This is a genomic window from Nonomuraea insulae (assembly GCF_042656245.1).
The window spans coordinates 274,841-298,755 of sequence record NZ_JBHSPA010000052.1; the positions used below are offsets into that span (position 1 = coordinate 274,841).

General features: G+C 70.8%; 18 protein-coding genes. 8 read left to right on the top strand and 10 right to left on the bottom strand.

Going from position 1 to position 23,915, the window contains the following annotated elements; translation table 11 throughout:
- Nucleotides 1–36 precede the first annotated feature (36 nt).
- From ACFPZ3_RS41210 to ACFPZ3_RS41235, 6 genes are all read right to left on the bottom strand, one after another.
- Nucleotides 37–963, bottom strand: coding sequence for a D-2-hydroxyacid dehydrogenase (locus ACFPZ3_RS41210; protein ID WP_379519796.1), 927 nt, complete (start codon nt 961–963; stop codon nt 37–39).
- Nucleotides 960–1,847, bottom strand: a complete 888-nt coding sequence (locus ACFPZ3_RS41215; RefSeq protein ID WP_379519797.1) for a carbohydrate ABC transporter permease — start codon at nt 1,845–1,847, stop codon at nt 960–962. The genes ACFPZ3_RS41210 and ACFPZ3_RS41215 overlap by 4 nt, the downstream gene beginning before the upstream one ends.
- The gene (locus ACFPZ3_RS41220) at nt 1,847–2,731 is read right to left on the bottom strand and encodes a carbohydrate ABC transporter permease (protein ID WP_379519798.1); all 885 of its coding nucleotides are present in this window, start codon (nt 2,729–2,731) and stop codon (nt 1,847–1,849) included. The genes ACFPZ3_RS41215 and ACFPZ3_RS41220 overlap by 1 nt, the downstream gene beginning before the upstream one ends.
- A 9-nt stretch (nt 2,732–2,740) precedes the next feature.
- Complete coding sequence (locus ACFPZ3_RS41225) at nt 2,741–4,033, bottom strand: ABC transporter substrate-binding protein (protein WP_379519799.1); 1,293 nt, start codon at nt 4,031–4,033, stop codon at nt 2,741–2,743.
- A gap of 86 nt (nt 4,034–4,119) precedes the next feature.
- Complete coding sequence (locus ACFPZ3_RS41230; protein WP_379519800.1) at nt 4,120–5,997, bottom strand: hypothetical protein; 1,878 nt, start codon at nt 5,995–5,997, stop codon at nt 4,120–4,122.
- Nucleotides 5,994–8,075, bottom strand: coding sequence for a family 10 glycosylhydrolase (locus ACFPZ3_RS41235; RefSeq protein WP_379519801.1), 2,082 nt, complete (start codon nt 8,073–8,075; stop codon nt 5,994–5,996). Before ACFPZ3_RS41235 ends, ACFPZ3_RS41230 begins: the two co-directional genes overlap by 4 nt.
- Nucleotides 8,076–8,225: 150 nt before the next feature.
- Between ACFPZ3_RS41235 and ACFPZ3_RS41240 the strand changes: the two genes are divergently transcribed.
- Nucleotides 8,226–8,993: a hypothetical protein gene (locus ACFPZ3_RS41240; protein ID WP_379519802.1), complete on the top strand. Its 768-nt coding sequence runs from the start codon at nt 8,226–8,228 to the stop codon at nt 8,991–8,993.
- Nucleotides 8,986–10,128: a helix-turn-helix domain-containing protein gene (locus tag ACFPZ3_RS41245; protein ID WP_379519803.1), complete on the top strand. Its 1,143-nt coding sequence runs from the start codon at nt 8,986–8,988 to the stop codon at nt 10,126–10,128. The genes ACFPZ3_RS41240 and ACFPZ3_RS41245 overlap by 8 nt, the downstream gene beginning before the upstream one ends.
- A 158-nt stretch (nt 10,129–10,286) precedes the next feature.
- Here ACFPZ3_RS41245 and ACFPZ3_RS41250 read toward each other — a convergent pair whose 3' ends face one another.
- Entirely contained in the window at nt 10,287–11,315 is a 1,029-nt protein-coding gene (locus tag ACFPZ3_RS41250) for a serine hydrolase domain-containing protein (RefSeq protein ID WP_379519804.1), read from the bottom strand.
- Nucleotides 11,316–11,481: 166 nt separating this feature from the next.
- On the opposite strand from ACFPZ3_RS41250, the gene ACFPZ3_RS41255 reads away from it, so the two are divergent.
- Nucleotides 11,482–12,219 (top strand): helix-turn-helix domain-containing protein, encoded by a 738-nt coding sequence (locus tag ACFPZ3_RS41255; RefSeq protein ID WP_379519805.1) that lies wholly within the window; start codon nt 11,482–11,484, stop codon nt 12,217–12,219.
- Here ACFPZ3_RS41255 and ACFPZ3_RS41260 read toward each other — a convergent pair.
- Nucleotides 12,209–12,841, bottom strand: a complete 633-nt coding sequence (locus ACFPZ3_RS41260) for a TetR/AcrR family transcriptional regulator (protein WP_379519806.1) — start codon at nt 12,839–12,841, stop codon at nt 12,209–12,211. The two genes, ACFPZ3_RS41255 and ACFPZ3_RS41260, sit on opposite strands and share 11 nt — an antisense overlap.
- 97 nt (nt 12,842–12,938) lie before the next feature.
- Here ACFPZ3_RS41260 and ACFPZ3_RS41265 point away from each other — a divergent pair, with 97 nt between their 5' ends.
- From ACFPZ3_RS41265 to ACFPZ3_RS41285, 5 genes are all read left to right on the top strand, one after another.
- The gene (locus ACFPZ3_RS41265) at nt 12,939–13,868 is read left to right on the top strand and encodes a zinc-binding dehydrogenase (RefSeq protein ID WP_379519807.1); all 930 of its coding nucleotides are present in this window, start codon (nt 12,939–12,941) and stop codon (nt 13,866–13,868) included.
- 55 nt (nt 13,869–13,923) lie between these two features.
- Nucleotides 13,924–14,901, top strand: a complete 978-nt coding sequence (locus tag ACFPZ3_RS41270; RefSeq protein WP_379519808.1) for a zinc-binding dehydrogenase — start codon at nt 13,924–13,926, stop codon at nt 14,899–14,901.
- Between the two features lie 46 nt (nt 14,902–14,947).
- On the top strand, nt 14,948–16,645 hold the full coding sequence (locus ACFPZ3_RS41275) for an ABC transporter transmembrane domain-containing protein (RefSeq protein WP_379519809.1): 1,698 nt from the start codon (nt 14,948–14,950) through the stop codon (nt 16,643–16,645).
- Nucleotides 16,642–18,372, top strand: a complete 1,731-nt coding sequence (locus ACFPZ3_RS41280) for an ABC transporter ATP-binding protein (protein ID WP_379519810.1) — start codon at nt 16,642–16,644, stop codon at nt 18,370–18,372. Before ACFPZ3_RS41275 ends, ACFPZ3_RS41280 begins: the two co-directional genes overlap by 4 nt.
- 96 nt (nt 18,373–18,468) lie before the next feature.
- Nucleotides 18,469–20,394 carry an N-acetylmuramoyl-L-alanine amidase gene (locus tag ACFPZ3_RS41285; protein WP_379519811.1) on the top strand — a complete coding sequence of 642 codons (1,926 nt, stop codon included), beginning with the start codon at nt 18,469–18,471 and terminating at the stop codon, nt 20,392–20,394.
- Here ACFPZ3_RS41285 and ACFPZ3_RS41290 read toward each other — a convergent pair.
- Together ACFPZ3_RS41290 and glgP are read right to left on the bottom strand one after the other, a co-directional pair.
- On the bottom strand, nt 20,357–21,250 hold the full coding sequence (locus tag ACFPZ3_RS41290; RefSeq protein ID WP_379519812.1) for a MurR/RpiR family transcriptional regulator: 894 nt from the start codon (nt 21,248–21,250) through the stop codon (nt 20,357–20,359). The genes ACFPZ3_RS41285 and ACFPZ3_RS41290 overlap by 38 nt on opposite strands.
- A 20-nt stretch (nt 21,251–21,270) precedes the next feature.
- Nucleotides 21,271–23,853, bottom strand: a complete 2,583-nt coding sequence (glgP, locus tag ACFPZ3_RS41295; protein WP_379519813.1) for an alpha-glucan family phosphorylase — start codon at nt 23,851–23,853, stop codon at nt 21,271–21,273.
- Between the last annotated feature and the right edge of the window lie 62 nt (nt 23,854–23,915).

Sequence of the window (23,915 nt, forward strand, 5' to 3'; positions counted from 1 at the left end):
AAATCGGTAAATCGTCAGACAAGTATACTGGTCCTCTCAGTATCCGGCGGCCTTGTCGACGACGTTACGCAGCTCCTCGCCCCGGGCGAACCGGCCCAGGTTGTCGAGCATGATGTCCAGCCCCCGCCGGGCCGTCTCCGCCGTGGTCGCGCCGTTGTGCGGGGTGACGATCACGTTCGGCAGGGTCCAGAACGGGCTATCGGCGGGCAGCGGCTCCACGCCGTGCGCGTCCAGCCCCGCGCCGGCGATCTCGCCCCGTCGCAGGGCGTCGATCAGGGCCTCGTCGTCGGCGATGCCGCCGCGCGAGACGCAGACGAAGCACGCCGTACGCTTCATCGCCGCGAACGCGGCCCGGTCGAACCGTCCTGTCGTGGCGGGTGTGAGCGGCGCGGTGACCACCACGTAGTCGGACTCGGCCAGGAAACGGGGGAGCTCGTCCTGGCCCAGGAGTTCGTCCACGCCGGGCGCGGGCCTGGCGGACCTGCGCATGCCGAGCACCCTCATGTGGAACGCCTTCGCCTTGGCGGCCAGGTCGAGGCCGGAGTGGCCCAGTCCGTACAGGCCGATGGTCGCGCCCGCCAGCTCGCCGTGCACGTGGCGGTCCCAGCGGCGCTCGGCCTGGGCGCGCGACCAGCGCGGCGCGTCTCTGTCGAGCATGAGCACCAGCAACATCGCCTGCTCGGCCAGCGGGATCGCGCCGTTGCCCGTCGAGGAGGTGAGCGTCACCTCGCTCGCGAGCAGCCCGTCCGACAGGACCGCGTCCACTCCGGCGGCGGGGCTGTGCACCCAGCGCAGCCTGGGCGCCCTGGCCAGCAGCGCGTCCGGCACGTTGCCGACGACGGCGTCCGCGGACTCGATGCCGCCGTCCAGATCGGGCGTGAACTCCACGTGCGCGTCCCCGGCGGCCCGGCGGATGCGGCCGCGGGTGAGCTCGTCGTGCTTTCCCGTGACGATGATCTTCATTTGAGCCCCGTGGTGGCGATGCCGCGGATGAGGTGTTTCTGGGCGACGGCGAAGAAGATGAGCACCGGCAGCAGCGAGACGAGGGACATCGCGAACAACATGCCCACGCCGGTCTGCGACTCGGAGGACACCATGGAGTTGAGCGCGACCGGCACCGTGAACATCTTCGGCGAGGTCAGGTAGATCAGCGGGACGAAGAAGTCGTTCCAGGTCCAGATGAAGGTGAAGATCGTGGTGGTGACGAGGGCGGGCCGCATGAGCGGCAGGATCACGTACCAGAAGGTGCGGAACGGGCCCGAGCCGTCGATCCAGGCCGCGCGGTCGAGGTCACGCGGGATGGTCCTGATGAACTGCACCATCAGATAGATGAAGAACGCGTCGGTGGCCAGGAACTTCGGGATGAGCAGCGGATAGTAGGTGTTCACCAGGTCGAGCTGCGAGAAGAAGATGTACTGCGGGATCACCAGCACGTGCAGCGGCAGCATGACCGACACCAGCGTGATGGCGAGATAGACCTTGCGCATCCTGAACTCCAGCCTGGCCAGCGCGAACGCGGTCAGGGCGCAGGAGAACAGGTTCCCGATGATCGAGCCGACGGTGACGAGCAGCGAGTTGAGGATGAAGACGGTGAAGGGGCGGTTGAGCGCGTTCCAGCCCTTGACGAAGTTGTCGAAGGTGACCTCGCTGGGGATGAGGCCGGTCTCGGTGAGGATCAGATGGTCGGGCTTGAGCGAGCTGACGATCATCCAGATCAGCGGATAGAGCATCAGCAGCACGAAGACGCCCAGGACGAGGTGCTTGAGCAGGTCACGGCGGCCGCGCCGCCGCACGGCCGCGCGGAAGCCGGTGCGCGTGGAGTCGAGCGAGGTGGTCGCGGTCGTCATCAGTCGTCTCCGTAGAAGACCCAGTACTTCGACAGGACGAAGTGCACGGCCGTCACCAGGCCGATGGCCGCCATCAGCACCCAGGCCAGCGCGGAGGCGTAGCCCATGTCGAAGTTCGTGAATCCCTGCTGGTAGATGTAGAGCGTGTAGAACAACGTCGAGTTGGCGGGGCCTCCGGTGCCGCCGCTGACGACGTGGGCCTGGGTGAAGGTCTGGAAGGCGCCGATCGTCTGCAGGATGAGGTTGAAGAAGATGATCGGGGTGAGCAGGGGGATCGTGACGCGGGTGAACTGGCGCACGACGGTGGCGCCGTCCACCTTGGCGGCCTCGTACAACTCCTCGGGGATCTGACGGAGTCCGGCCAGGAAGATCACCATCGGTGAGCCGAACGTCCAGACGTTGAGGACGATCAGCGTGGACAGGGACAGGCTCGGGTTCTGCAACCAGCTCCCCAGCTCCAGGCCGAACACCGACAGCGCCCGGTCGACGAGGCCGTCGTCGCCGAAGATCTGCCGCCACAGGATCGCCACGGCGACGCTGGTGCCCAGCAGCGAGGGCAGGTAGAAGGCGCTGCGGTAGAAGGCCAGGCCGCGCAGGCCCCGGTCGAGGATCAGGGCGAGCAGCAGCGCGAAGCCGAGTTGCAGCGGGATGGAGATCAGGACGTAGATCACCGTCACCTTGACGGCGGCCCAGAAGTACTCGTCCTGGAACATGCGCCGGAAGTTCTCCAGGCCGTTGAACTCCGGCGAGCTGAGGATGTTGTAGTCGGTGAAGGCCAGGTAGAGGGAGGCGAGCAGGGGCACGGCCGTGACCAGCACGAGGCCGAGCCACCAGGGGATGAGGAAGACGTGCGCGGCGCCGCCCTGGCGATGGAGCTTCGACATCAGGGGCCCCTATTTGGCGCGGGTGATGCCGGCCTGGATCTCGTCGAGCAGCCGTTTCGCGCCGTCGGCGGTGCTCAGCCGGCCGAGCGCGATCTCCTCGCCGACCCTGGCCATGGCCGTGCGCCAGGTGCTGCTGCCCGGGGGCGCCTCGAACCGGGGGCGACGCTGGGCCTTCCGGCCGGCCTGGACGACGGTGAGCATCTCCTTCTCGTCGCCCTTCGCGCCGTCGAGGGTCTGCTGGAAGACCTTGGGGTTGACCGGCGCGCCCATGGTGAGCCCGACGGTCTTGATCATCGCCGGGTCGTTGGTGTTGTAGCTGATGAGCTTGCCCGCGGCCTCGACGTTCTCATCGTCGATGCCCTGATAGATCGCCATCCGGGGGAAGTAGAGGAACTCATGCCCGGCCTGGGCGTCCTTGGTCACCGGCATGGCGCGCAGCTTGAAGCGGTAGTCGGGGAACATCTTGGCGTCGTCGATGATGTGGTTGGAGTTGCCCACCTTGGCCAGCACCTTCTTGCCGGCCAGCGCCCAGTCGGGGCTCATGCCCTCCTGCTCGCTGAGCGACATCACGGCGCCGGCCCTGCGCAGCTTGTCCCACCAGTCGAACCAGGCCCGCAGGGTGTCGGCGGTGAAGCCGGGCCCGCCGTCCTGGGTCCAGAGCTGCTCGCCGTGCTGGCGCAGCCAGGCCTCGAACGGCAGGTCGGCGTCGGGCTCGTACGGCATGCCCTTGCGCTGCTTCGGGTTGTCCTTGACGTAGTCGATGAGGAACGCCGACCACGCCTCCCAGTCGGCGTCGTCCGGCGGCAGGTCGACGCCGTCTTCCTTGGCGAAGGTCTCGTTGTAGCGGATGACGGGCACGAAGATGCCGAACGGCATCGTGTTGAGCTCACCGCCCAGCTTGAACGACTCCAGCTCCTCCTTGGAGTAGTCGGCCAGGTTGAGGCTCGGGATGTCGTCGAGGCGCCGGTAGATCTTGTTCTTGTGGTAGGTCATCACCTGCGGTGAGGCGACCCAGAAGATGTCGGCCACGTCGCGGGCGGCCATCTGGGTGGTCATGCGCTCCTGGAAGGCCTCGTAGTCGGCGAACTCCGGCTCGACCTGGATGCCCGCGTTCTTGGCGGTGAACTCCTTGAGGGCCTTCGAGTAGTTCTGCTGCCGGATGTTGTTGCCCCACCAGGCGTACCTGAGCGTGGTGCCGCCGCCGCTGTCGGAGCCGCCGCCCGCGCCGCAGGCCGTGAGGCCGGCCCCCAGCGCTCCGGCCGCTGCCAGCTTCAGGAATCCCCGCCGATGGAGTCCGCTCATCACTGTCTTCTCCCGTCGCTCTCACAGGGGACCGGCTACCCCGGTGATGACTCAGTGTTCATTTGTCTAACGTGACCGTCAATAGGTCATGAATACTTGTTTGACAATTTCAGGATTTCGAAGAGGCCGAGCTCGGGCAGCCGCACCCGCCCGCCGTCGACCTCCAACTCGTGGTCGGCGCGCAACGCGCGCGCCCGCCATTCGCCCGGCCACGGGAGCTTCAGCCACGACTCGGCGATCGGCAGGGGGCGGCGGAAGCGCTGGTCGGCGTCGCCCGAGCGGTTGAGCAGGTGGATCACCCGCGTCTCCCCCGCCGCACGGGCGGGGACGATCTCCACCTGCTCCGGCAGGCCCGTCTCGATGGCCAGGCCGGGCGGCAGGCGGTCGGCGAACAGGTCGCGGTGCGCGCTCAGGCCGGTCTCCCGGTAGCCGCGGCCGACGGTCCAGGGCATCAGGATGCCCGTGCCGCTGCCGTAGGGGGCGCTCAGCCAGCCGGGGTGGGCGGTGTCCAGGTGGCCGTGGCACTTCTCCGGGGGGCCGTACCTGGCCCTGGACATCGCGGGCAGGCCCGTCCGCGCCCCCTCCGCCGGCTCGACCACGTGGAAGGCGCCGATCACGGGCACCATGCCGCGCTCGCCGCGCAGGTGCAGCGAGCGTACGGACTCCTCGGTGGTGTAGCTCGCCAGAGGGGTGGCGGGCAGGCAGGCCAGGTGCGCCTCGCCGGTGGCCAGCACGGTTCCGCCCGCCTCCGCGTACGCGTCCAGCACCCCGGGGCAGTCCACCGCCCCGACGTCCGGCAGCACGACCAGCTCGTAGCGGGACAGGTCGGTCACCGCCAGCTTGCCCTCCGGCAGCACGTCGAACGGCACGTGCCGCTCCAGCAGCGCCAGGTACAACCCCTGGAACTCCCGGAGGTCCCCATCGGGACGGACCAGCAGCGTGCGCGCCTCGGAGACCAGGTCCCGGTAGACGTCGGCGTGGTCGCGGTGGAAGCGGGTGATCTCACCGCCGATGCCCAGGCACTCGTACGGGCTGTCGTCGGGCGTCCCCATGATGTACGTGGACGGGATCGCCCCCCGCGAGATCGCCTGGAGCAGATACTGGGCGAAGTGGTACGGCTCCTCCCCCGCCATCCGGTACGGCATGTCCACGAACCCCACCGAGTTGACCAGCACGGGAACCTCCGGCCGGTACGACTTGGCCGCGCTGACGTGCTCGCTCGTCCGGTGATGCCACAGGGGCCGGCCGACGGCGTTGTTCGCCTCGTGGAAGACGATGTCGGCGTGCTCGCCCAGGATCAGCGCCGCCTCGGGCCTCAGCCTGGCGATCTCGGCCCTGATCCTGGCGTTGAGGTCCTCCAGCGTGTCGTGCGCGAACCGGCGCCACGCCGGATCCGGCTTCTCGGGTAGTTCGTCTCCGTATCGGCGGGCGCAGGCCAGGCAGTGGCAGACGCCCCAATGGCGGCGGCTGTAGTCCACCTCGTTGAAGGACATCCAGTTGAGGAAGAACCCGTCGATCTCGTACCTGTCGAGCACCTCCCCGATCACCTCGAACAGCTTGACCTGGTAGTAGTCGCCGCTCGGGCACACGCTGGTCAGCCCGTTGTAGACCTGGCGCTCGCCCTCGGGGGAGACGAAGCACCACTCGGGATGTTCCTCGGCCCGCCGGTGGTCGATCTTGGAGAAGTCCATGCGGGCCAGCACCCGCACGCCCCTGCGGCGGGCCGCCGCCACCGCGTCGCCGATCAGGTCGCCCGAGTGGCGCTCGGCCAGGTGCGGGTTGCGGGTCTGGAAGTCCAGGCCGGTCGGGTAGTTGGACAGGATGCCGCCGACGCTGATCAGCCAGGCGTTCGCGCCGAACTCCTCCAGGTAGTCCAGCACCCGCTCGACGTCCAGCCCGGCGTCCACTTCGCGGAGGTTGGTCTGGAACATCCGGAACGGCTCGCGCCACCACGGCCTGCTCACCGGTCCTCCCAGGTCAGGTGCACGACCTCGATGAGCCCCACGTCCTTGAGATCGACCTCCACCCGGCCGTCGCGGACCGTGGCGGGGACGTCCGTCTCCGCGACCAGCAGTCGTGCCGTCGCGCCCTTCTTCCCGGGGGGCAGCGCGACGGAGACGGTCTGCGGGGGCAGCGGGAGGGTCTCCCTGATGGCGCCGCGCATGGCCATGGGGTTGGTGAGGTTCACGACGGTCACGGCCACGCCGCCGGCGTCGCGGCGGATGGCGAGGTCGGCCAGGCCGGTGCCGCGGACGGTGGCCTCCGGCTCGCCGCCGAGCGCCCAGCGCACCGCGTTGGCGATCAGCCGCCCGTGGTCGGCCTGCAGGGCCTCCCAGAAGACCGCGCCGACGTCGAACGCGATGTACGCCACCCGGCCCCCGTCCTGGCGGGTGACGACCGCCGGGGCGTCCGGCGCCTCCCGGGCGTACAGCTCCTCCATCGGCAGGTCGGGAAAGTCCGGCACGAAGCGGAACGGCACCTGGGTGCCCTCCCTGGCCTCGATTCCCAGCAGCCTGGTGCCGCCGATGATGCGCTCGGCCCCGCCGAACCCGTCGCTGACCGGGTGGCCGCCTCCGGTCAGGGCGATGTAGTTGTTCTTCACCGGGCCCCTGACCGGGCTCACCAGGTCGACGCCGAAGACGTCGGCCAGGCCGAAGATGCCGCGCGGGTCGCCGTGCTCGTCGTACAGGGAGGACTGGTGCGCGGCCACCAGGCCGCCGCCGGCGGCCACGAACTCGCGGATCGCCTGGCACTCAGCGTCGCCGAGCTGCTCGGCGTTGGCGAGCACCAGCACCTTGTACGCCCGCAGCCGCTCGGCCGTCACCGCCTGGTCGGCCACGAACTCGAACGGGATCCGCGCCTCCACCAGCGCCTGGTAGAACCCGTCCTCGTCGGGGAAGGTGTGCGCCGCCCCCGTCCTGAGCTGCCCGGCCCTGCTCGGGTCCAGCAGCGCGACCTCGGCCGTGACCGGCATCGCCGACAACACCGGCTCAAGCCGCGCGTGCAGCCCGAACGCCTCCACCACGGCCGGCACCCAGCGGGGATCGGAGACTGTGGCGTTGAACTTGGTGAACCACGGGAACGCGCCCTGCGCGAAACCGTCCACGATCCACGTACGCGTCTCCTCCGGCGGGGCCACCGAGTCCTTCCACCGGTGCTGGTGGTGCTCGGGCCCGACCGAGGTGATCAGCCCCACAGGCCGGTCGGGGAACAGGCCGCGGCTGCGCTTGGCCACCCGCCCGGCCACCCATGGCGCCTCGATGCCGGAACGGCCCTGCTTGTCCACCACGAACATCGGGTAGACGCGTCTGACCAGCTCGGCGTCCAGGTCTCGGGCGGCGAACGCGCCCAGGTTGGGGATGAAGCGGGCGTTCGGCCGCAGGTCCTTGACCGCGGCGTCCCAGATGGCGACGAGTTCGCTGAGCTTGCGGCGGCGCCAGGCCACGTACGCGGGCCAGGCCGGGTCGGAGGAGTCGTGCTCGCGCTTGGGCAGCTCGAAGCCGGTGTCGTCGCGGAACGAGCGCTGGGCGGCCTCGCTGTAGGAGATGCCGCCGTACCCCTCCCAGCGGTTGGCGAAGATCGCGTCCACGTCGTACTCCCGTACGATCTCCCGCGCCACCTCCGTGATGAACTCCCGGTGGTAGCCGGTGAAGGCGCAGGTCAGCCAGATGCCGGGATGGGACCAATGCTCGATGGGCGCCCCCTGCGCGTCGCACGCCAGCCACTCGGGATGCGCCGTGGCCGCGTCGGCGTGCACGGCGTGCGGGTCCACCCTGGCCATGACGTGCATGCCCAGCCCCCTGGCCGCCTCGACGAGCGCGCCGAACGGGTCGGTGCCGCCCAGATGGGTGCTGCGGTGGTGGTAGGGGATGCGGGTCGGATAGTAGGCGATGTAGCCGCCGGCGCTGAGGCAGACCGCGTTGGATTTGCTGTCCCGCATCACCGAGGTCCAGAAGTCCACGTCGAGATGCGCCGGGTCGTCCTCGGCCAGGGTCAGTTGCGTCCATCGGGTCGCCGTACGGGGCCAGTCGGGCGTTCGCATCGTGACACACCTCTCGTCAGGCTTGTTGTCAGACGCGCAACATTGTCATACAAGAATGCAAGACGTACAAGACGTCGGCGTGGCGGAGTGACATCGTGAAGCGGAGGCGGGTCTATGATGTTGGAAAATAAAGTCAGCGGGAGGTCGGGCATGCGGGTGTCCCAGTGGGCTCACGGCACGTTCGGGCAGCGTGTGCCCCAGATCAGACAGGGTGTCGCCGAGGCGCTGTCGGTGGCGCTGGAGAATGCCCGCGACGCCCAGAAGGTGGCCGGCACCGATCACCTGCATCCGTTCGGGTTCACGCTCATGTCGCGCAAGTTCGAGGCGCTGGCCGAGGCGTTCGAAGACGTGGGCGACGTGCGCATCGTCAAGCCCGGCGGGTCGCCGCACGAGCTGGTGGTGCTCGACGGGAAGCTGCTGTTCCCCTTCCGCTACGCCAAGGACCGGTCGGTCAACGTGATGAGCGCCCGCATCGGCGACGGGCGGGCCTCGGCGCTGGTGCAGGCCCTGTTCAACCGGTTCGGGCCGGAGCCGCGGATGCGGCAGCTCGCGTTGCACGATCTGCCGCCGCACGCCGTGCCGGTCGCTGAGGCGCTCGGCGACCTGCCCGAGGACACCCAGCTCGTGCTCATCGCCTACGCCTGCAACGCGCACGCCGGGCTGCTCGACGCCTGGTGGGGCGAGGCCGAGCTGCTCGACCGCAACGGCAGCCTGCGCTGGCACCACTGCGAGGAGATCCCCGTGTCGCAGGAGGCCGCCGTCCCCGCCCGCGGCGACAGCGCGGCCGGCTTCGACCAGGGCGTCCTGCCCGCGCCCGAGCTCAATTCGCGCAGGGGCGCGGCCCGGCTCACGGCACCCGTCAGCGAGGCGACTCCCATCAGGGGCCGCGCCAGGCCGGAAGCCGCCGACGGTGCGTGAGCCCGGGGTGAGCGGGCCGACGCCGCAGGCCGTCGCCGACGCCTTCGACGCCACGCGGCTCACCCAGGCCCGCCACCTGGCCGCGCTCACCAAGAAGGAGGTCGCCGAGCACCTCGGCGTCTCCCCCGCGGCGGTCGGGCAATACGAGTCCGGGGTCACCCGCCCGCGCCCCGACCTGATCCCGCCGCTGGCCGAGGTGCTGTCGGTGCCGACGGCGTTCTTCCTGCCCGGCCGCCCGCACGGCAAGCTCGACGGCTCCATGGCCCATTTCCGCAGCCTGCGCTCCACCCGCGCCTACCAGCGGGCCAAGGCGGTGGCGTTCGTCGAGCAGGTGTGGGAGCTGACCTACGCCCTGGAGAAGCGGGTGCAGCTCCCGGTCGTCGACCTGCCCGGCTTCGCGGGCGGCGAGATGCACTCCGCCCTGCCACGCGACCCCGCGGGCGCGGCCCGCGCCCTGCGCGCCCACTGGGGGCTCGGCACCGGCCCGATCAGCCATCTCGTACGCCGCATGGAGTCACACGGCATCGTCGTCGCCTTCCCCCGCCACGACCCCGACGCGGTGACCGTCGACGCCTTCTCCACCTCCAGCCTGCCCCGGCCGATCGTGGTGCTGACGCCCAACAGGTTCGACGACATCTACCGCCACCGCTTCACCGCCGCCCACGAGCTGGGCCACCTCGTCCTCCACGGCGACACCGCCGCCGGCGACAGCCACCAGGAACGCGAGGCCGACGCCTTCGCCGCCGAGTTCCTCACCCCCCGCGACAGCATCCTGCCCTGCCTCCCCTCCCGCGCCGACCTCCGGCGGCTGGCGCAGTTGCGGCAGACGTGGGGGGTGTCGGTCGACTCGCTCCTCTACCGCTGCCGCGAGACCGGCCTGCTGTCCGACTCCGCCGCCGGACGCGCCTACCAACGCCTCAACGCCCTGCGCGAACAGCCCGGCTTCACCAACGAGCCCGTCTCCGGCTATCCCGGCGAGCAGCCCGTCCTGCTCGCCCACGCCTTCGAGGTGGCCACCCGGGAGAGCGGCCTGAGCGCCGCGACGCTGGCGCGGGAGCTGGCCTGGCCCATCGCCCGCGTACGCGAACTGATCGGCCTGCCCGACCAGCGGCCGTCACTCACACTCGTCCCTTAGCCGACCTCCGCATTTCCACACCTCGCCGCACTTCGGCGGGGGTCCCTTTGGGGGTCGGCTCGGGCCATGCTTCGGCGGGCTCCCTTCGGGGGGAGAGCAAAGTCGGCTAGGGGCATACTTCGACGGGATCCCTTTGGGGGAGAGCTCGGCGGAGCGGATCAACGGGGGCTGAACTCGGCCTCGAGGAGTCGGGTGAAGATGCCGATGGGGTCGCCCCAGTCGCCGCTGACGTTGCCGACGAGGAAGTGCTCGCCGTCGCGGCTGCCCATCGCGTACGTCCAGGAGCCGTTGATCGCGCCGCCGCCACCCCAGACCGTCGTCCCGCAGGACAGCCGCTGCCAGAAGACGCCCAGCCCGTACGTGGTGCCGGGGATCCATCCTGAGCCCTCGGTCGAGACACCGGTGAACATCTCCTCCAGCTGCTCGGCCGGCAACAACCGGCCGCCCAGGAGCGCGTGGAAGAACCGGTGCAGGTCGCCGGAGGTCGAGACCATGCCGCCGGCCGCCCAGGCGCTGGAGGCGTCCATCTCGGTGGCGTCGTGGATCTCGGCGTCGGGGTCGGGGAGCATGAGCTTGGAGTAGTGGCGGCTGTGGGGGCCGCGCAGGGCGGTGTCGTCGCCGGGCACGTACGTCCCGGTCAGGTCCAGGGGGCGGGCGATGCGCCGCTCGACCTCCTCCGCGTACGACCTGCCCGTCACCTTCTCGATGATCATCCCGGCGAGCACGAAGTTGGTGTTGGAGTAGCCCCAGCCCTCCCCCGGCGCGAAGGCGGGCGGGTAGCCCATGGCGGCCTTCACGAGCTCTTCGGGTGTGACGCGGTCGAAGCGGTGCTTGAGGAAGCCGGGCCCGACGTATCTGGCCAGCAGCTTCTCGTCCATGGTGTAGTTGAAGAGCCCGCTGGTCTGGTTGAGCAGCCGCCGGACGGTGATCTCGCCGCCGTTCGGCACCATTCCGGGGAGCCGGCGCTCCACGGTGTCGTCGAGGCTCAGCTCGCCCTCGGCGTCGAGTTGCAGCACCACGGTCGAGGTGAAGGCCTTGGTGAGGCTGCCGATCCTGAACTGGTCCGACTGCTGGCGCCCGCCCGCCGTGCCGAACCAGGTCCTGCTCCCGTCGCGCACGTCGGCGAGGATCCCCGGCACGCCGCCGTCGGCCACGGCCTGGTCGAGGATGGTTTGAAGGTCGTTCATCGCAGCTCTCCTGATTCGCGATAGTACGTGTTCAGACAGAGCAAAAAGCTACGTTGCGTTCACCATTCGGTCAATCAGCTGTAGGCTGCCTTGATGGCATAAACGCAGGTTATAGAGGGCGAAGATTGCACTGGCCCTGTGGCTTAACGCAATAGACTTTGTTGCAATGAATGACCTCGAACGCAATGCTGGAGGCAGGATGCCGGGAGGCAGGCTCACTCATCAGGACCGCCGGCAGATAGCGGCGGGCCTGGCGGAAGGACTCGGCTACGCCGAGATCGCCCGGCGTCTCGACCGGCCGACCTCCACGATCAGCCGCGAGGTCCAGCGCAACGGCGGGGCGCGGGACTACCGGGCCGACCGTGCCCAGCAGGCGACCGCGCAGCGCTCCCGCCGTCAACCGGCCGCGGCGCAGACCCGGCCGACGCCGAAGACGGGCTACGGGCGAGGGGTCAGGACGGCGCGCGCGTTCGAGGAGCGCATGACCGACACCCTGGTCCTGACCGGCCTGCCCAGGATGATGGCCAGAATCCTCACCTGCCTGTCCGTCACCGACAACGGCACGCTCACGGCCAGGGAGCTGACCGAACGCCTGGGGGTCAGCCCGGCCTCGGTCTCCACCGCCGTGGCGTACCTGGAGGAGCAGGGGCTGATCAGGCGCGAGCGCGACGAGCGGCGGCGGCGCGACCGATACGTGGTCGACAACGAGGTCTGGTACCGCTCCTACCTGGCCAGCGCGGAACGCAACGCCATGCTCGCGGAGACCACCCTCGAAGGCGCCAGGATCTTCGGCGCGAACACCCCGACCGGCCGGCGCATGCGGACCGTGGCCATGTTCCTGCACCACACCAACCAGGACATGCTGGCGGCGGCGGAGCGCTGGCGGCACCTGTTCACGTCGTGACACCAGGGCGGGGGTTCGCGGTGAGCGTGAGCCCCCCGGGCAGGGCGGCGATGGCGTCGTGGACGCCCGCGGCCAGCTCCTGCCCGTCCCCGGCCGTGGCCGCCCAGACGTCCAGGGCGTAGTGCCAGGCGGCGACCAGCATGTCTCCCGCGAGCCGGGGTCGCGCGTCGCCGGGGAGGTCGAGCCTGCGGTGCAGCACCTCCATCACCGAGCGCATGGTGCTCTCGCAGAAGTGCAGGCTGTGCGCGTTCATCGAGGAGTTGTCCTGGATCAGGCGGTAGCTCCGCAGCGCCCGGCCGGCCCACGCCTCGTCGGCCACCCGATCCAGCGCGGCCAGCAGCGTCGTCTCCATCAGCTCCAGCAGCGGCCGGCCGTCGGGCGCGACCGTCTCCAGCTCCTCCAGGAAGGCCCGCCACATGTCTTCGAGGGGAGCTATCGCGACCTCCTCCTTGCCGCCGAAGTAGCGGAAGAAGGTGCGCTTGGACACCTCCACCTCGTCGCACAACTCATCCAGGGTGACCCCGCCGAAGCCGCGGCTGCCGAACAGGTCGAGGGCGGCGTCGATCAGCGCTTGGCGGGTGCGCTGCTTCTTGCGTTCGCGCAACGGGGTCGGGGTGGTCATGGGGGCAAGTGTATGCGAGCGGCGAACGCCACTTGCACGCTTATGCCACTGAGTGGCATAAGGTGGCGTACGTTGCTTCCACGAGAGGTGTGAATTCATGCGAGCCCTGCTCACCGATCACTCGACCGCTTCCGGCCTGCGCCTCGGCGAGACCGCCGACCCCATACCCGAACCGCACCAGGCCCTGGTGCGCGTCAGCGCCACCTCACTCAACTTCGGCGAGGTCAAGCACGCCATCGCCAACTCCCAGGACGGGGTGGTGCTGGGCTGGGACGCCGCCGGCGTGGTCGAGCGCGCCGCCGCCGACGGCTCAGGCCCGGCCGCCGGCACCCCGGTGATCACTCTTGACGCCGACGGCGCCTGGGCCGAGTCGCGCGCCGTGGACACCGCCATGCTCGGCGTCGTCCCGGCCGGGGCCGATCTCGGCGCGATCAGCACGATCCCGGTGGCGGGCGCCAGCGCGCTGCGCGCCCTGCGCAGGATCGGCCCGCTGCTGGGCAAGCGCGTCCTGGTGACGGGCGCCACCGGCGGCGTCGGACGCTACGCCGTGCAGCTCGCCCGCCTCGGCGGCGCCCACGTCCTGGCCTCCACCGGCGACCCGGCCGGGCACGGCGACGGCCTTCGCGAACTGGGCGCGCACGAGGTGATCAAGCACCCGGAGCAGGCCGCCGGCCTGGTGGACGGCGTAGTGGACAACGTCGGCGGGGCCCAGCTCGTCGCGGCGTTCGGCAAGCTGGCACCGCACGGCACGCTGGTCGCCGTCGGCCACGGCACGGGCGAAGGGGAGAGCTTCCCGTTCGGCGCCCTCTTCGGCGACTGCGGGCGGCACGACCGCTCCCTAGTCACCTTCTACCTGCTGGACGGCGCCGACCTCGTACCCGACCTGACCTGGCTGGCCGCCCGCGTCGCCGCCGGCGACCTCGACCCGGGCATCTCGTGGCGCGGCGGCTGGGATCGGGCGGACGAGGCCGTCGGAGCGTTGCTGGAAGGCCGCCTGCACGGAAAGGCCGTCCTGGACATCAGTTGACCTCAAGCTTGGTCGAGGTTGCAGGCTTGTAGGACACGACCTAACGGGAGAGAACATGCACGCCGTCGTCCTGCACTCCTTCGGCCCCGCCGAGAACCTCAGCTACGAGTCCGTCCCCGACCCCGAGCCCGGCCCCGGCCAGGTGCGCATCGCCGTCAGAGCGGCCGGTGTGCACCTGGTCGAGACGATGTTGCGGACCGGTCGCAAGGGCGGGGCGCTGCCGCCGCTGCCCGAGCTCCCGTCGATCTTCGGCGGCGAGGTGTCGGGCACCGTGGACGCCGTGGGCCCGGACGTGGACCCCGCCTGGATCGGCCGGGAGGTCGTGACGGCAGGCGGGCAGCCGGGCGGGTACGCGGAGCTGGCCGTGGCCGACGTGACGGCCCTGCACCGGCTGCCCGGCGGGCTCGACCACGAGACGGCCGTCGCCATGATCGTCACCGGCGTGACCACGCTGGGGTTCCTGGACGTGGCCGAGCCGACCGCCTCCGACGTCGTCCTGGTGACCTCGGCGGCGGGCGGGATCGGCCGGTTGCTCGTCCAGTACCTCCGCCGCCTGGGCGCGCAGGTGATCGGCGCGGCCGGCGGGCCGGCCAAGGTGGCGGCCGTGCGCGAGCTGGGCGCGGATCTGGCGGTGGACTACGACGAGCCCGGCTGGCAGGAGGCCGTCGCCGAGCGGCTCGGCGGCAGGAAGGTCACCGCGGTGCTCGACGGGGTGGGCGGCGACAAGGCGCGGGCGGCGGTCGAACTGCTGGCCGACGGCGGCCGGTACGTCACCATCGGCAGCGCCTCCGGCCAGCCCTTCGAGCCGGACCCTCAGACGGTCGAGGAGCGCGGCCTGACGGTGACCAACGCCCTGCTGATCCTGATCGGCCGGCCGGACGACGGGCGGGCGTACGAGGCCAGGGCGCTCGCGGCGGCGGCCGAGGGCACGCTCGTGCCGGCCGTGCAGTCCTTCCCCCTGTCCCAGGCGGCCGAGGCCCACGCCGCGCTGGAGTCCAGGCAGACCACGGGCAAGGTCGTTCTCGTGCCGTAAAGGTCCGGTGCCATAACGGGAAACACGTGTCGCTAATGTGCAATACATGGCGCAACCGATCATGGCCCCCGGAACCCCCGACTGCCGGAGCCCAGGACGGTACCTGTGGTGGCTGGTCACGAGCCAGCCCGCCCGGATCCTGGCCGGGGCCTGCCTGGGCACCGCGTGGATGGTGTGCCTGACGCTGCCGCCGTACTTCCTGTCCCGCGCCATCGACGACGGCCTGGCCACGGGACGCTGGCCCGCGCTGGTGGGCTGGGTGGGCGCGGTGCTCGGCACCGGCGTGCTGAACGCGTGGCTGGCGATCATGCGGCACCGGACGATGACGAGGGTGCGGATGGACGCCGTGTTCAGGACCGTACAGGTGGTGGCCCTGCACGCGACGCGCCTGGGCGCGGCGCTGCCGCGGAAGGTGACGGCCGGGGAGGTGGTCACGATCGGGTTCAGCGACGCGGCCATGATGGCGAGCACGCTGACGATCACCGGTCCCGGCGTCGGCGCGGTCCTGGCCTACATCGTGGTCGCCGGGCTGCTGCTGGCCGTCTCGCCGCTGCTCGCCGCGGTGGTGCTGCTCGGTGTGCCGCTGCTGGTCGCGCTGCTCGGCCCGCTGCTGGGACGGCTGCGCGGCACGGAGACGGCCTACCGGGCGCGGCAGGGCGATCTCGCCGCCCGGTTCGCCGACATCGCCGGAGGGCTGCGGGTGCTGAACGGCATCGGCGGCAAGGAGGTGTACGCCGACCGCTACCGCCGCGGCTCGCAGGACCTGCGGGAGCAGGGTTACCGGGTCGGGGCGGTGACGAGCTGGATCCATGCCCTGGGCGTCGGCCTGCCGACCTTGTTCCTGGGCGCGGTGACGTGGCTGGCGGCCCGGATGGCCGTGCAGGGCGACATCACGGTCGGGGAACTGGTGGCCGTGTACGGGTACACGGCCGTGCTGGTGGTGCCGGTCGCGTTCTTCGTCGAGGGCGGCTACGACCTCAGCCGCGGCCTCGTCGCCGCCCGCCGGGTCGTCAACTTCCTGACCCTGAAGCCCGACGTCGAGCACGGTGACGCCGCGCCACCCGCGTCGCCGGCCGTTCTGCACGATCCCGCCTCCGGGGTCGAGATCGTGCCGGGGAAGGTGACGGCCCTGGTCAGCGCCCGGCCGGCGGAGACGGCGGCGGTGCTCGACCGCCTGGGCGGGTTCACCGCATCGGCCGCGACCTGGGGCGGGATCCCCCTCGGGGACATCGACCCGGCCCAGTTACGCGAGCGCGTCCTGGTGGCCGACAACGAGGCGGATCTGTTCGCCGGGCCGCTGCGCGAGGTCATCGAGGGCAGCGGGGACGCCGGCGAGGTGGGGCCCGCCGTTCACGCGGCCATGGCCGAGGACATCGTGCGGGCGCTCCCCAACGGGCTGGACTCGCCCATCTCGGCCCAGGGCCGCAACCTGTCCGGCGGGCAGCGGCAGCGGGTGCGGCTGGCCAGGGCGCTGCTGGCCGATCCTGAGGTGCTCCTGGCCGCCGAGCCCACGTCGGCTCTGGACGCCCATACCGAGGCGACGGTGGCGGAAAGGCTGCGTACGGCACGGGCCGGGCGCACCACCGCGGTGGCCACCACCTCACCTCTTGTCCTGGATCGGGCGGACATCGTGTACTTCCTGGTGGACGGGGTGGTCGAGGCGACGGGCGAGCATCACGACCTGCTGCGCGACCATCCCGGCTACCGGCTGCTCGTGGCCCGCGATGAGGAGCAGGTCCGATGAGACTGCCGGTCGCCGAGCCCGCCCAGACCCGCCGCGCCGCGCTCAGGCTCATCCGGGTGGACGGCCGCGCCTTCGCCGCCATGCTCGCGCTCAACGGCCTGGCCGCCGCCGCGGGGCTGGCCGCTCCGTGGCTGCTCGGGCGGATCGTGGACGAGGTCAAGTCAGGTGCGGGGGTCGCCGCCGTGGACCGGATGGCCCTGGCCATCCTCGTCTGCGCCGTGGCCCAGCTCGTGCTGTCCAGGTACGCGAGCTTTGTCGGCCACCGGTTCGGCGAGCGCACGCTGGCCAGGATCAGGGAGCGGTTCACCGAACGGGCGCTCGGCCTGCCGGTCTCGGCGGTCGAGCGGGCCGGCACCGGCGACCTGACCACGCGCGGCACCACCGACGTCGCGGCGGTCGGGGCCACGCTGCGCGACGCCGGTCCCGACGTGGCCATCGCCGCCGTGCAGGCCCTGTTCATCCTGGTCGCCGTCTTCGTGCTCGATCCGCTGCTGGGCGTGTGCGGGGTGCTGGGGCTGGCGGGCATCTGGTTCGCCTCCCGGTGGTACCTGCGGCGGGCGATGGGGGCCTACCTGGCCGAGGGCGCGGCGAACTCGGCGCTGGCGGAGGAGCTGGCCGCCACGACCGGGGGCGCCCGCACGGTGGAGGCGCTCAGGCTCGAACGCCGCCGCCTGCTGGCGTGCAGGGAGACGATCGAGGAGTGCCGGCGCACGCGGATCAGGACGTTGTTCCTGCGCAGTGTGCTCTTCCCGATCGTGGACGTCTCGTACACCATCCCCGTGGCCGCCGTCCTGCTGCTCGGCGGCGCGCTGATGATGCGGGAGCCGAGCGCCATGACGCTGGGCACGGTCGTCGCCTCGGCCCTCTACCTGCGCCAGCTCTCACAACCCCTGAACACCATCCTGGAGCAGCTCGAACTCCTGCAGAGCAGCACCGCCTCCTTCGCCCGCGTCGAGGGGCTGCCCCTCGCGCCCGAGCCCGGCCCGGACTCCCCGGTGCCGGTCGGCGACCAGCTGGAGGTCTCGGGCGTGCGTTACGCCTACGACGGCGGCCCGGACGTCCTGCACGAGGTGAACCTGTCCGTACGCCCGGGCGAGCGCCTGGCGATCGTCGGCCCCTCTGGCGCGGGCAAGACGACCCTCGGCAGGCTCCTGGCCGGGATGGACGCCCCGCTCGCCGGCTCGGTCACGGTGGGCGGTGTCCCCGTGGCCGACCTCGACCCCGGGCGGCTGCGCGAGCGCGTCCTGCTCGTCACCCAGGAGCACCACGTGTTCCTCGGCACCGTACGGGACAACCTGGGGATCGCCGCCCCCTCCGCCGCCGACGCCGACCTGCACGCGGCCCTGACCGCCGTGGGCGCCGACTGGATCGGCGACCTCCCGGACGGCCTGGACACCGACCTGGGCGCCCACCGTCCTGACGGCGCGCAGGCCCAGCAACTGGCGCTGGCCCGCGTGGTGCTGGCCGACCCCCACACGCTGATCCTCGACGAGGCCACCGCGCTGCTGGACCCGCGCACGGCCCGCCACACCGAGCGCGCCCTGGCCGCCGTGCTGGCGGGGCGTACGGTCATAGCGATCGCCCACCGCCTCCAGACCGCCCACGACGCGGACCGGGTGGCGGTCATGCAGGACGGGCGGCTCACGGAGCTGGGCACGCATGACGAACTGGTCGAGGCCGACGGCGTTTATGCCGGTCTGTGGCATTCGTGGCACGGCGATCGTTAATGGATGAAAAATAGCTTCGCAAAGATCTCGCCTGAGAAGGAAAATGTTGAGACGCTGAACTGCACGATGCACCCCCCAGTCCCCGAGGAGTGGTCCATGCGCAGACTACTGGCGATCTCCGTGGTCGCTCTCCTGCCCTTAAGCAGTATCACCGCAGCTCACGCCCAGGAGCCCGCCGATCGGCAGCAGGCCTTCGCGGCCGCCGCCAAGGAGTTCGGCGTACCCGAGAGCGTGTTGCTGGGCGTCTCCTACCTCGAATCCCGCTGGGACGCCCACGCCGGGCAGCCCTCCAGCGATGCCGGGTTCGGGCCCATGCACCTGACCGACGCGGCCTCGTTCACCTCCGCCAACCATCACGGCGAGGGGGCGGAGGACGCGCGCGGCGACGACAGCCGGCCGCTGCCCGCGCCCACCGCGGCGCCCACCACTGGGCCCTCGCCCGCGAACCTCCCCGCCTCGCTGCGCACCATGGAACGGGCCGCCGCGCTGACCGGGGAGAGCGACGAGCGCCTGCGTACGGACGACGCCGCCAACATCCGCGGCGGCGCGGCGCTGCTGGCCGACTACCAGAAGGCGCTCGGCGCCCCGCTCAGCGACGAGCCCGGCCAGTGGTACGGCGCCGTCGCCAAATACTCGGGCGCCGAAGAGTCCGGAGCGGCCAAATACTTCGCCGACGAGGTCTTCGCCACGATCAAGTCGGGCACCGAGCGGACGACGGACGACGGGCAGCAGGTGAAGCTGCCGGCCGTGCCGGGCCTGCAGAAGATCGAGAAGTGGCTGGAGAAGCTCGGACTGCGCCCCTCCCGCCCCGACGGCGTGGAATGTCCCGCCTCGATCTCCTGTGAGTGGATTCCGGCCGCCTACCAGGAGCTGCCGGACAACGACTACGGCCACTACGACCTGGCCAACCGGCCGGTCAGCCAGAAGATCGACTACATCATCATTCACGACATGGAGGGATATTTCCTGCCCTCCATCGGCCTCAACCAGGACCCGAACTACGGCGCGAGCTGGCAGTACTCCGTACGCTCCACCGACGGCCACATCGCCCAGCACGTCAAGGCCAAGGACGTCGCCTGGCAGGCCGGCAACTGGTACATCAACGCCAAGTCCATCGGCATCGAGCATGAGGGCTTCCTGGCCGAGGGCGGCACCTGGTACACCGAGGCGATGTACCGCTCCTCGGCTCGCCTGGTCCGCTACCTGGCGCTCAGGAACGGCGTGCCGCTGGACCGCGCCCACATCCTGGGCCACGACAACGTCCCCGGCACCATCCCCTCCACCGTGCGGGGCATGCACGAGGACCCGGGACCGTTCTGGGACTGGACGCACTACTTCCAGCTCATGGGAGCGCCGCTGCACCAGCTCGGCGGGCCCAGGGCGGGATCGATCATGATAAAGCCGGACTTCGCCACGAATAAGCCGTACTTCTACGGCTGCGACCGCAAGAACCCCTCAGCCGACTGCCCGCCGCTCAGCGCCGGCACCGTCTGGCTGCGCACCGAGCCCCGCGAGGACGCGCCGCTTGTCAAGGACATCGGCAAGCACCCCACCGGCGGCTCCCTCTACAGCGTGTACGACCACAGCGCCCGCGCCAGCACCGGCCAGCGCTTCGCCGTCGCCGACCGCCAGGGCGACTGGACGGCCATCTGGTACCTGGGCCAGAAGGCGTGGTTCCACAACCCGGCCGGCGCCCCGACCGCCGTGCCCTCCATGGGCCTCGTCGTCACACCGAAGGCGGGCAAGGCCACGGTCCCCGTGTACGGCAGGGCCTACCCGGAGCAGGAGGCCTACCCGGAGGGCGTCCCGTACCAGGCGGTGACCCCGCTGCAGTACACGTTCTCGGCCGGCGAGAAGTACACCCTCGCGGGCGCCGCCCCCGCCGAGTACTACCGCGCGGTCACCTTCAACCTGGAGGACCACCAGGTGGTGCGGGGCAAGACCAAGTACTTGGAGATCCAGTTCGGCCACCGCGTGATGTACGTCAAGGCTGACGACGTGCGGGTGACGTTCTCCGGGTGAAGTCCCTGACGGCGCGCCTGGTGCTTTCGAGCGCCTTCTGAGAGGAGTCGAACGTGCGCTGGGCGACGCCGACGAACACGCAGTCCACCACGAGGAGCTGGCTGATCCGGCTGGCCAGGGCGCCGGGACGGAACTCCGTCTCGCGCCCGGCCGAGATCAGCACGTGTTCGGCCAGCTCCGCGATGGACGAGCGCGGATTGTTGGTGATCGCGACCGTGGTGGCCCCGGCCTCCTTGGCCCGGCTCAGCGGTTCGAGCACGTCGGGCGTCTCGCCGGAGGTGCTGATGCCGATCGCGACGTCGCCCGCCCGCAGCAGCGGCGCGCTCGTCAGGGCCAGGTGCACGTCCTGGAAGGCGTGGCTGGACAGGCCGATGCGCATCAGCTTCTGCGCCACGTCCTCGGCCACCAGCCCGGAGGCGCTGACCCCGTAGGCGTCGATCCGCCGGGCCCCGACGATGGCGTCCACGACCAGGCCTAACCGTTCGGAGGTGAGCTGGGCGACGGTGTCGTTGATCGCCTCCGACTCGGCCCGCGCCACCTTCTGGATGACCTCCGACAGCGGGTCGTCCGGCGCGAGGTCGCCGGGGACCAGCCTGTCGGGTTGCGCGGCCGCCGCCGCCAGGGCCAGCCTGAGCTGTGGATACCCGGCGAAGCCGAGCAGCCTGGCGGTGCGCACGATCGTGGCCTCGCTGGTGCCGGAGGCGGCCGAGAGCTCCGTGATGGTGCTCCTGGCCACCGTAGCGGGGCTTTCCAGAATGAGGCGAGCGACGGTCTGGGCGGCAGGCGTCAACGACGGCAGCACACCGCGGACCGTGGCCACCAGAGTGTCGGCCCGCAGGCCGTTCCCGTCGTCCACCCCCCGATTATGCCGCCTCTTTAACGCAATGTTCCGTTCGTCATACCTGCGGGTTCCTCGGGAACCGCAATCAGCCCCAGCTCCGCCGTAGTGGCGAGCAGCGGGTGGTACGGAACGACCCGCACGGTGTAACCGAACGCCCCCGTGCGATCGAGCGGCACCACACCCGTGTAGTGCGCCCGCCGATCGTCGTCCACCGACTGCACCGACAACGTCGCGTACGCCGGATGGACCAGCTCGTCGTGCGGCCCGACCTTCCCGTACGCGGCCTGGACCAGCACGTCGTCCGGCTCCAGGTCGCCGAGCGCGACCGTGGCGTGCAGCTCGACGGAGGCCCCGACCTCGGGGGTGTCCTCCCCGCCCGCCGCCTCGACGTGCTCGACGCGCACGCCGGGCCAGGCCCTGGTCACCCGCACCCGCCAGGCGGCGAACGCCTTGGCCGGGGCGTAGGAGTCGGCGCTCAGCGCGCGGGCGGAGGCCGCGGCCGGGTTGTACAGGCCCACCACGTAGTCCCGCAACATGCGCCCGGCCAGCACCTTCGGCCCGAGCGAGGCCAGCGTGTGCTTGACCATCTCCATCCAGCGCCGCGGCAGGCCGTCGAGCGCGCGGTCGTAGAAGCGGTCGGACACCTCGTGCTCGATCAGGTCGTAGAGGGCGTTGGCCTCCAGCTCGTCACGCCGGTCCTGGTCGTTGACGCCGTCGGCGGTGGGGATGGCCCAGCCGCTGGTGCCGTCGTACCACTCGTCCCACCAGCCGTCGCGGATCGACAGGTTGAGCCCGCCGTTCAGCGCGGACTTCATGCCCGACGTGCCGGACGCCTCCAGCGGGCGCAGCGGGTTGTTCAGCCAGACGTCGCAGCCCTGGACCATGAGCTGCCCGAGCGTCATGTCGTAGTCGGGCAGGAACACGATCCGGTGGCGTACCTTCTGCTGGTCGGCGAACTTGACGATCTGCTGGATCAGCTTCTTGCCGCCCTCGTCGGCGGGGTGTGCCTTGCCGGCGATGACGATCTGCACGGGCTTGTCCGGATCGAGCAGCAGCTCACTCAGCCGCTGCGGGTCGCGCAACATGAGCGTGAGCCGCTTGTACGACGGCACCCGCCGCGCGAACCCGATCGTCAGCACGCCGGGGTCGAGCGCGTCGTCGATCCACCCCAGCTCGGCGTCGGAGGCCCCGCGCTCGCGCCACGACCTGCGCAACCGCACCCGGGCGCCCTCGACCAGCCGCTGGCGCAGCGTGCCGCGGATCTCCCAGATGTCGGCGTCGGAGATCTTCTGGATGCCCTCCCAGCCGCGGGCCCGCTCCAGCAGCGAGGGCAGCTCGCGGCCGGCCAGCTCCATGAACTCCCTGCCGACCCAGGTGGGCGCGTGCACGCCGTTGGTGATCGACCCGATCGGCACCTCGTCCAGGTCGAAACCGGGCCAAAGATCTTTGAACATGTCCCGGCTGACCTCGCCGTGCAGTTCGGACACGCCGTTGACCCGCTGGGCCAGCCGCATGCCCATGACGGCCATGTTGAACCGGTGGGGGTCGGACTCCGCGCCCAGCGCGAGGATGCGCTCCACCGGCACGGTCGGCCAGGCGCCCGCCCCGCCGAAGTGCCGCTCGATCATGTCTCTGGGGAAGCGGTCGATGCCCGCGGGGACGGGGGTGTGCGTGGTGAACACCGTGCCGGCCCGGACCGCCTCAAGCGCCTCGTCGAACGACATCCGCGCCTCGGTCAGCTCGCGGATGCGCTCCAGGCCGAGGAATCCGGCGTGGCCCTCGTTGGTGTGGAAGACCTCGGGGTCCGCGTGGCCGGTGATCTTGCAGTAGGCCCTGATCGCGCGTACGCCGCCGACCCCGAGCAGCAGCTCCTGCAGGAGCCGGTGGTCGGTGCCGCCGCCGTAGAGGCGGTCGGTGATGTCCCTGGCCGCGGCGTCGTTGTCGGCCACGTCGGAGTCGAGCAGCAGCAGCGGCACGCGTCCGACCTGGGCCACCCACACCTGCGCGTGCAACACGCGGTCGTTCGGCAGCGCCAGGCGGATCTTGACCGGCGTGCCGTCGGTGTCCTTCAGCAGGCTCAGCGGCAGCCCGCCCGCGTCGAGCGAGGGGTAGTGCTCCAACTGCCAGCCCTCTGGCGACAGGGACTGGGTGAAGTAGCCGTGCCGATAGAGCAGGCCGACCGCGAGGATCGGCACGCCGAGGTCGCTGGCCGCCTTGAGATGGTCGCCGGCCAGGATGCCGAGGCCGCCCGAATATTGCGGCAGAGCCGCGGCGATGCCGTATTCGGGGGAGAAGTAGGCGATGGCGCGCGCGCTGTCGGGCAACGTCTGGTACCAGCGCGGGGAGACCATGTATTCGCGCAGGTCGTCGGCGGCGTCGGCGAGGCGGCGCAGGAAGCGGCGGTCGGCCGCCAGCTCGGCCAGGCGGGCCGGGGTGACGGCGCCGAGCAGCGCCACGGGATCGTGCCCGACCTGTTCCCACAGGTCGGCGTCGACCTCCGCGAAAAGGTCCATCGTCTCCGGGTGCCATGACCAGCGGAGATTGTGGACGAGCTCGCCGAGGGCGGCCAGCTCCGCGGGCAGGACGGTGCGGACGGTAAACCGGCGGATAGCTCTCACGTTTCTGCACCCTACGGGCTAGGAGGGACCTCTGAGTCCTTCACCCCCATGAAGGCCGTTCA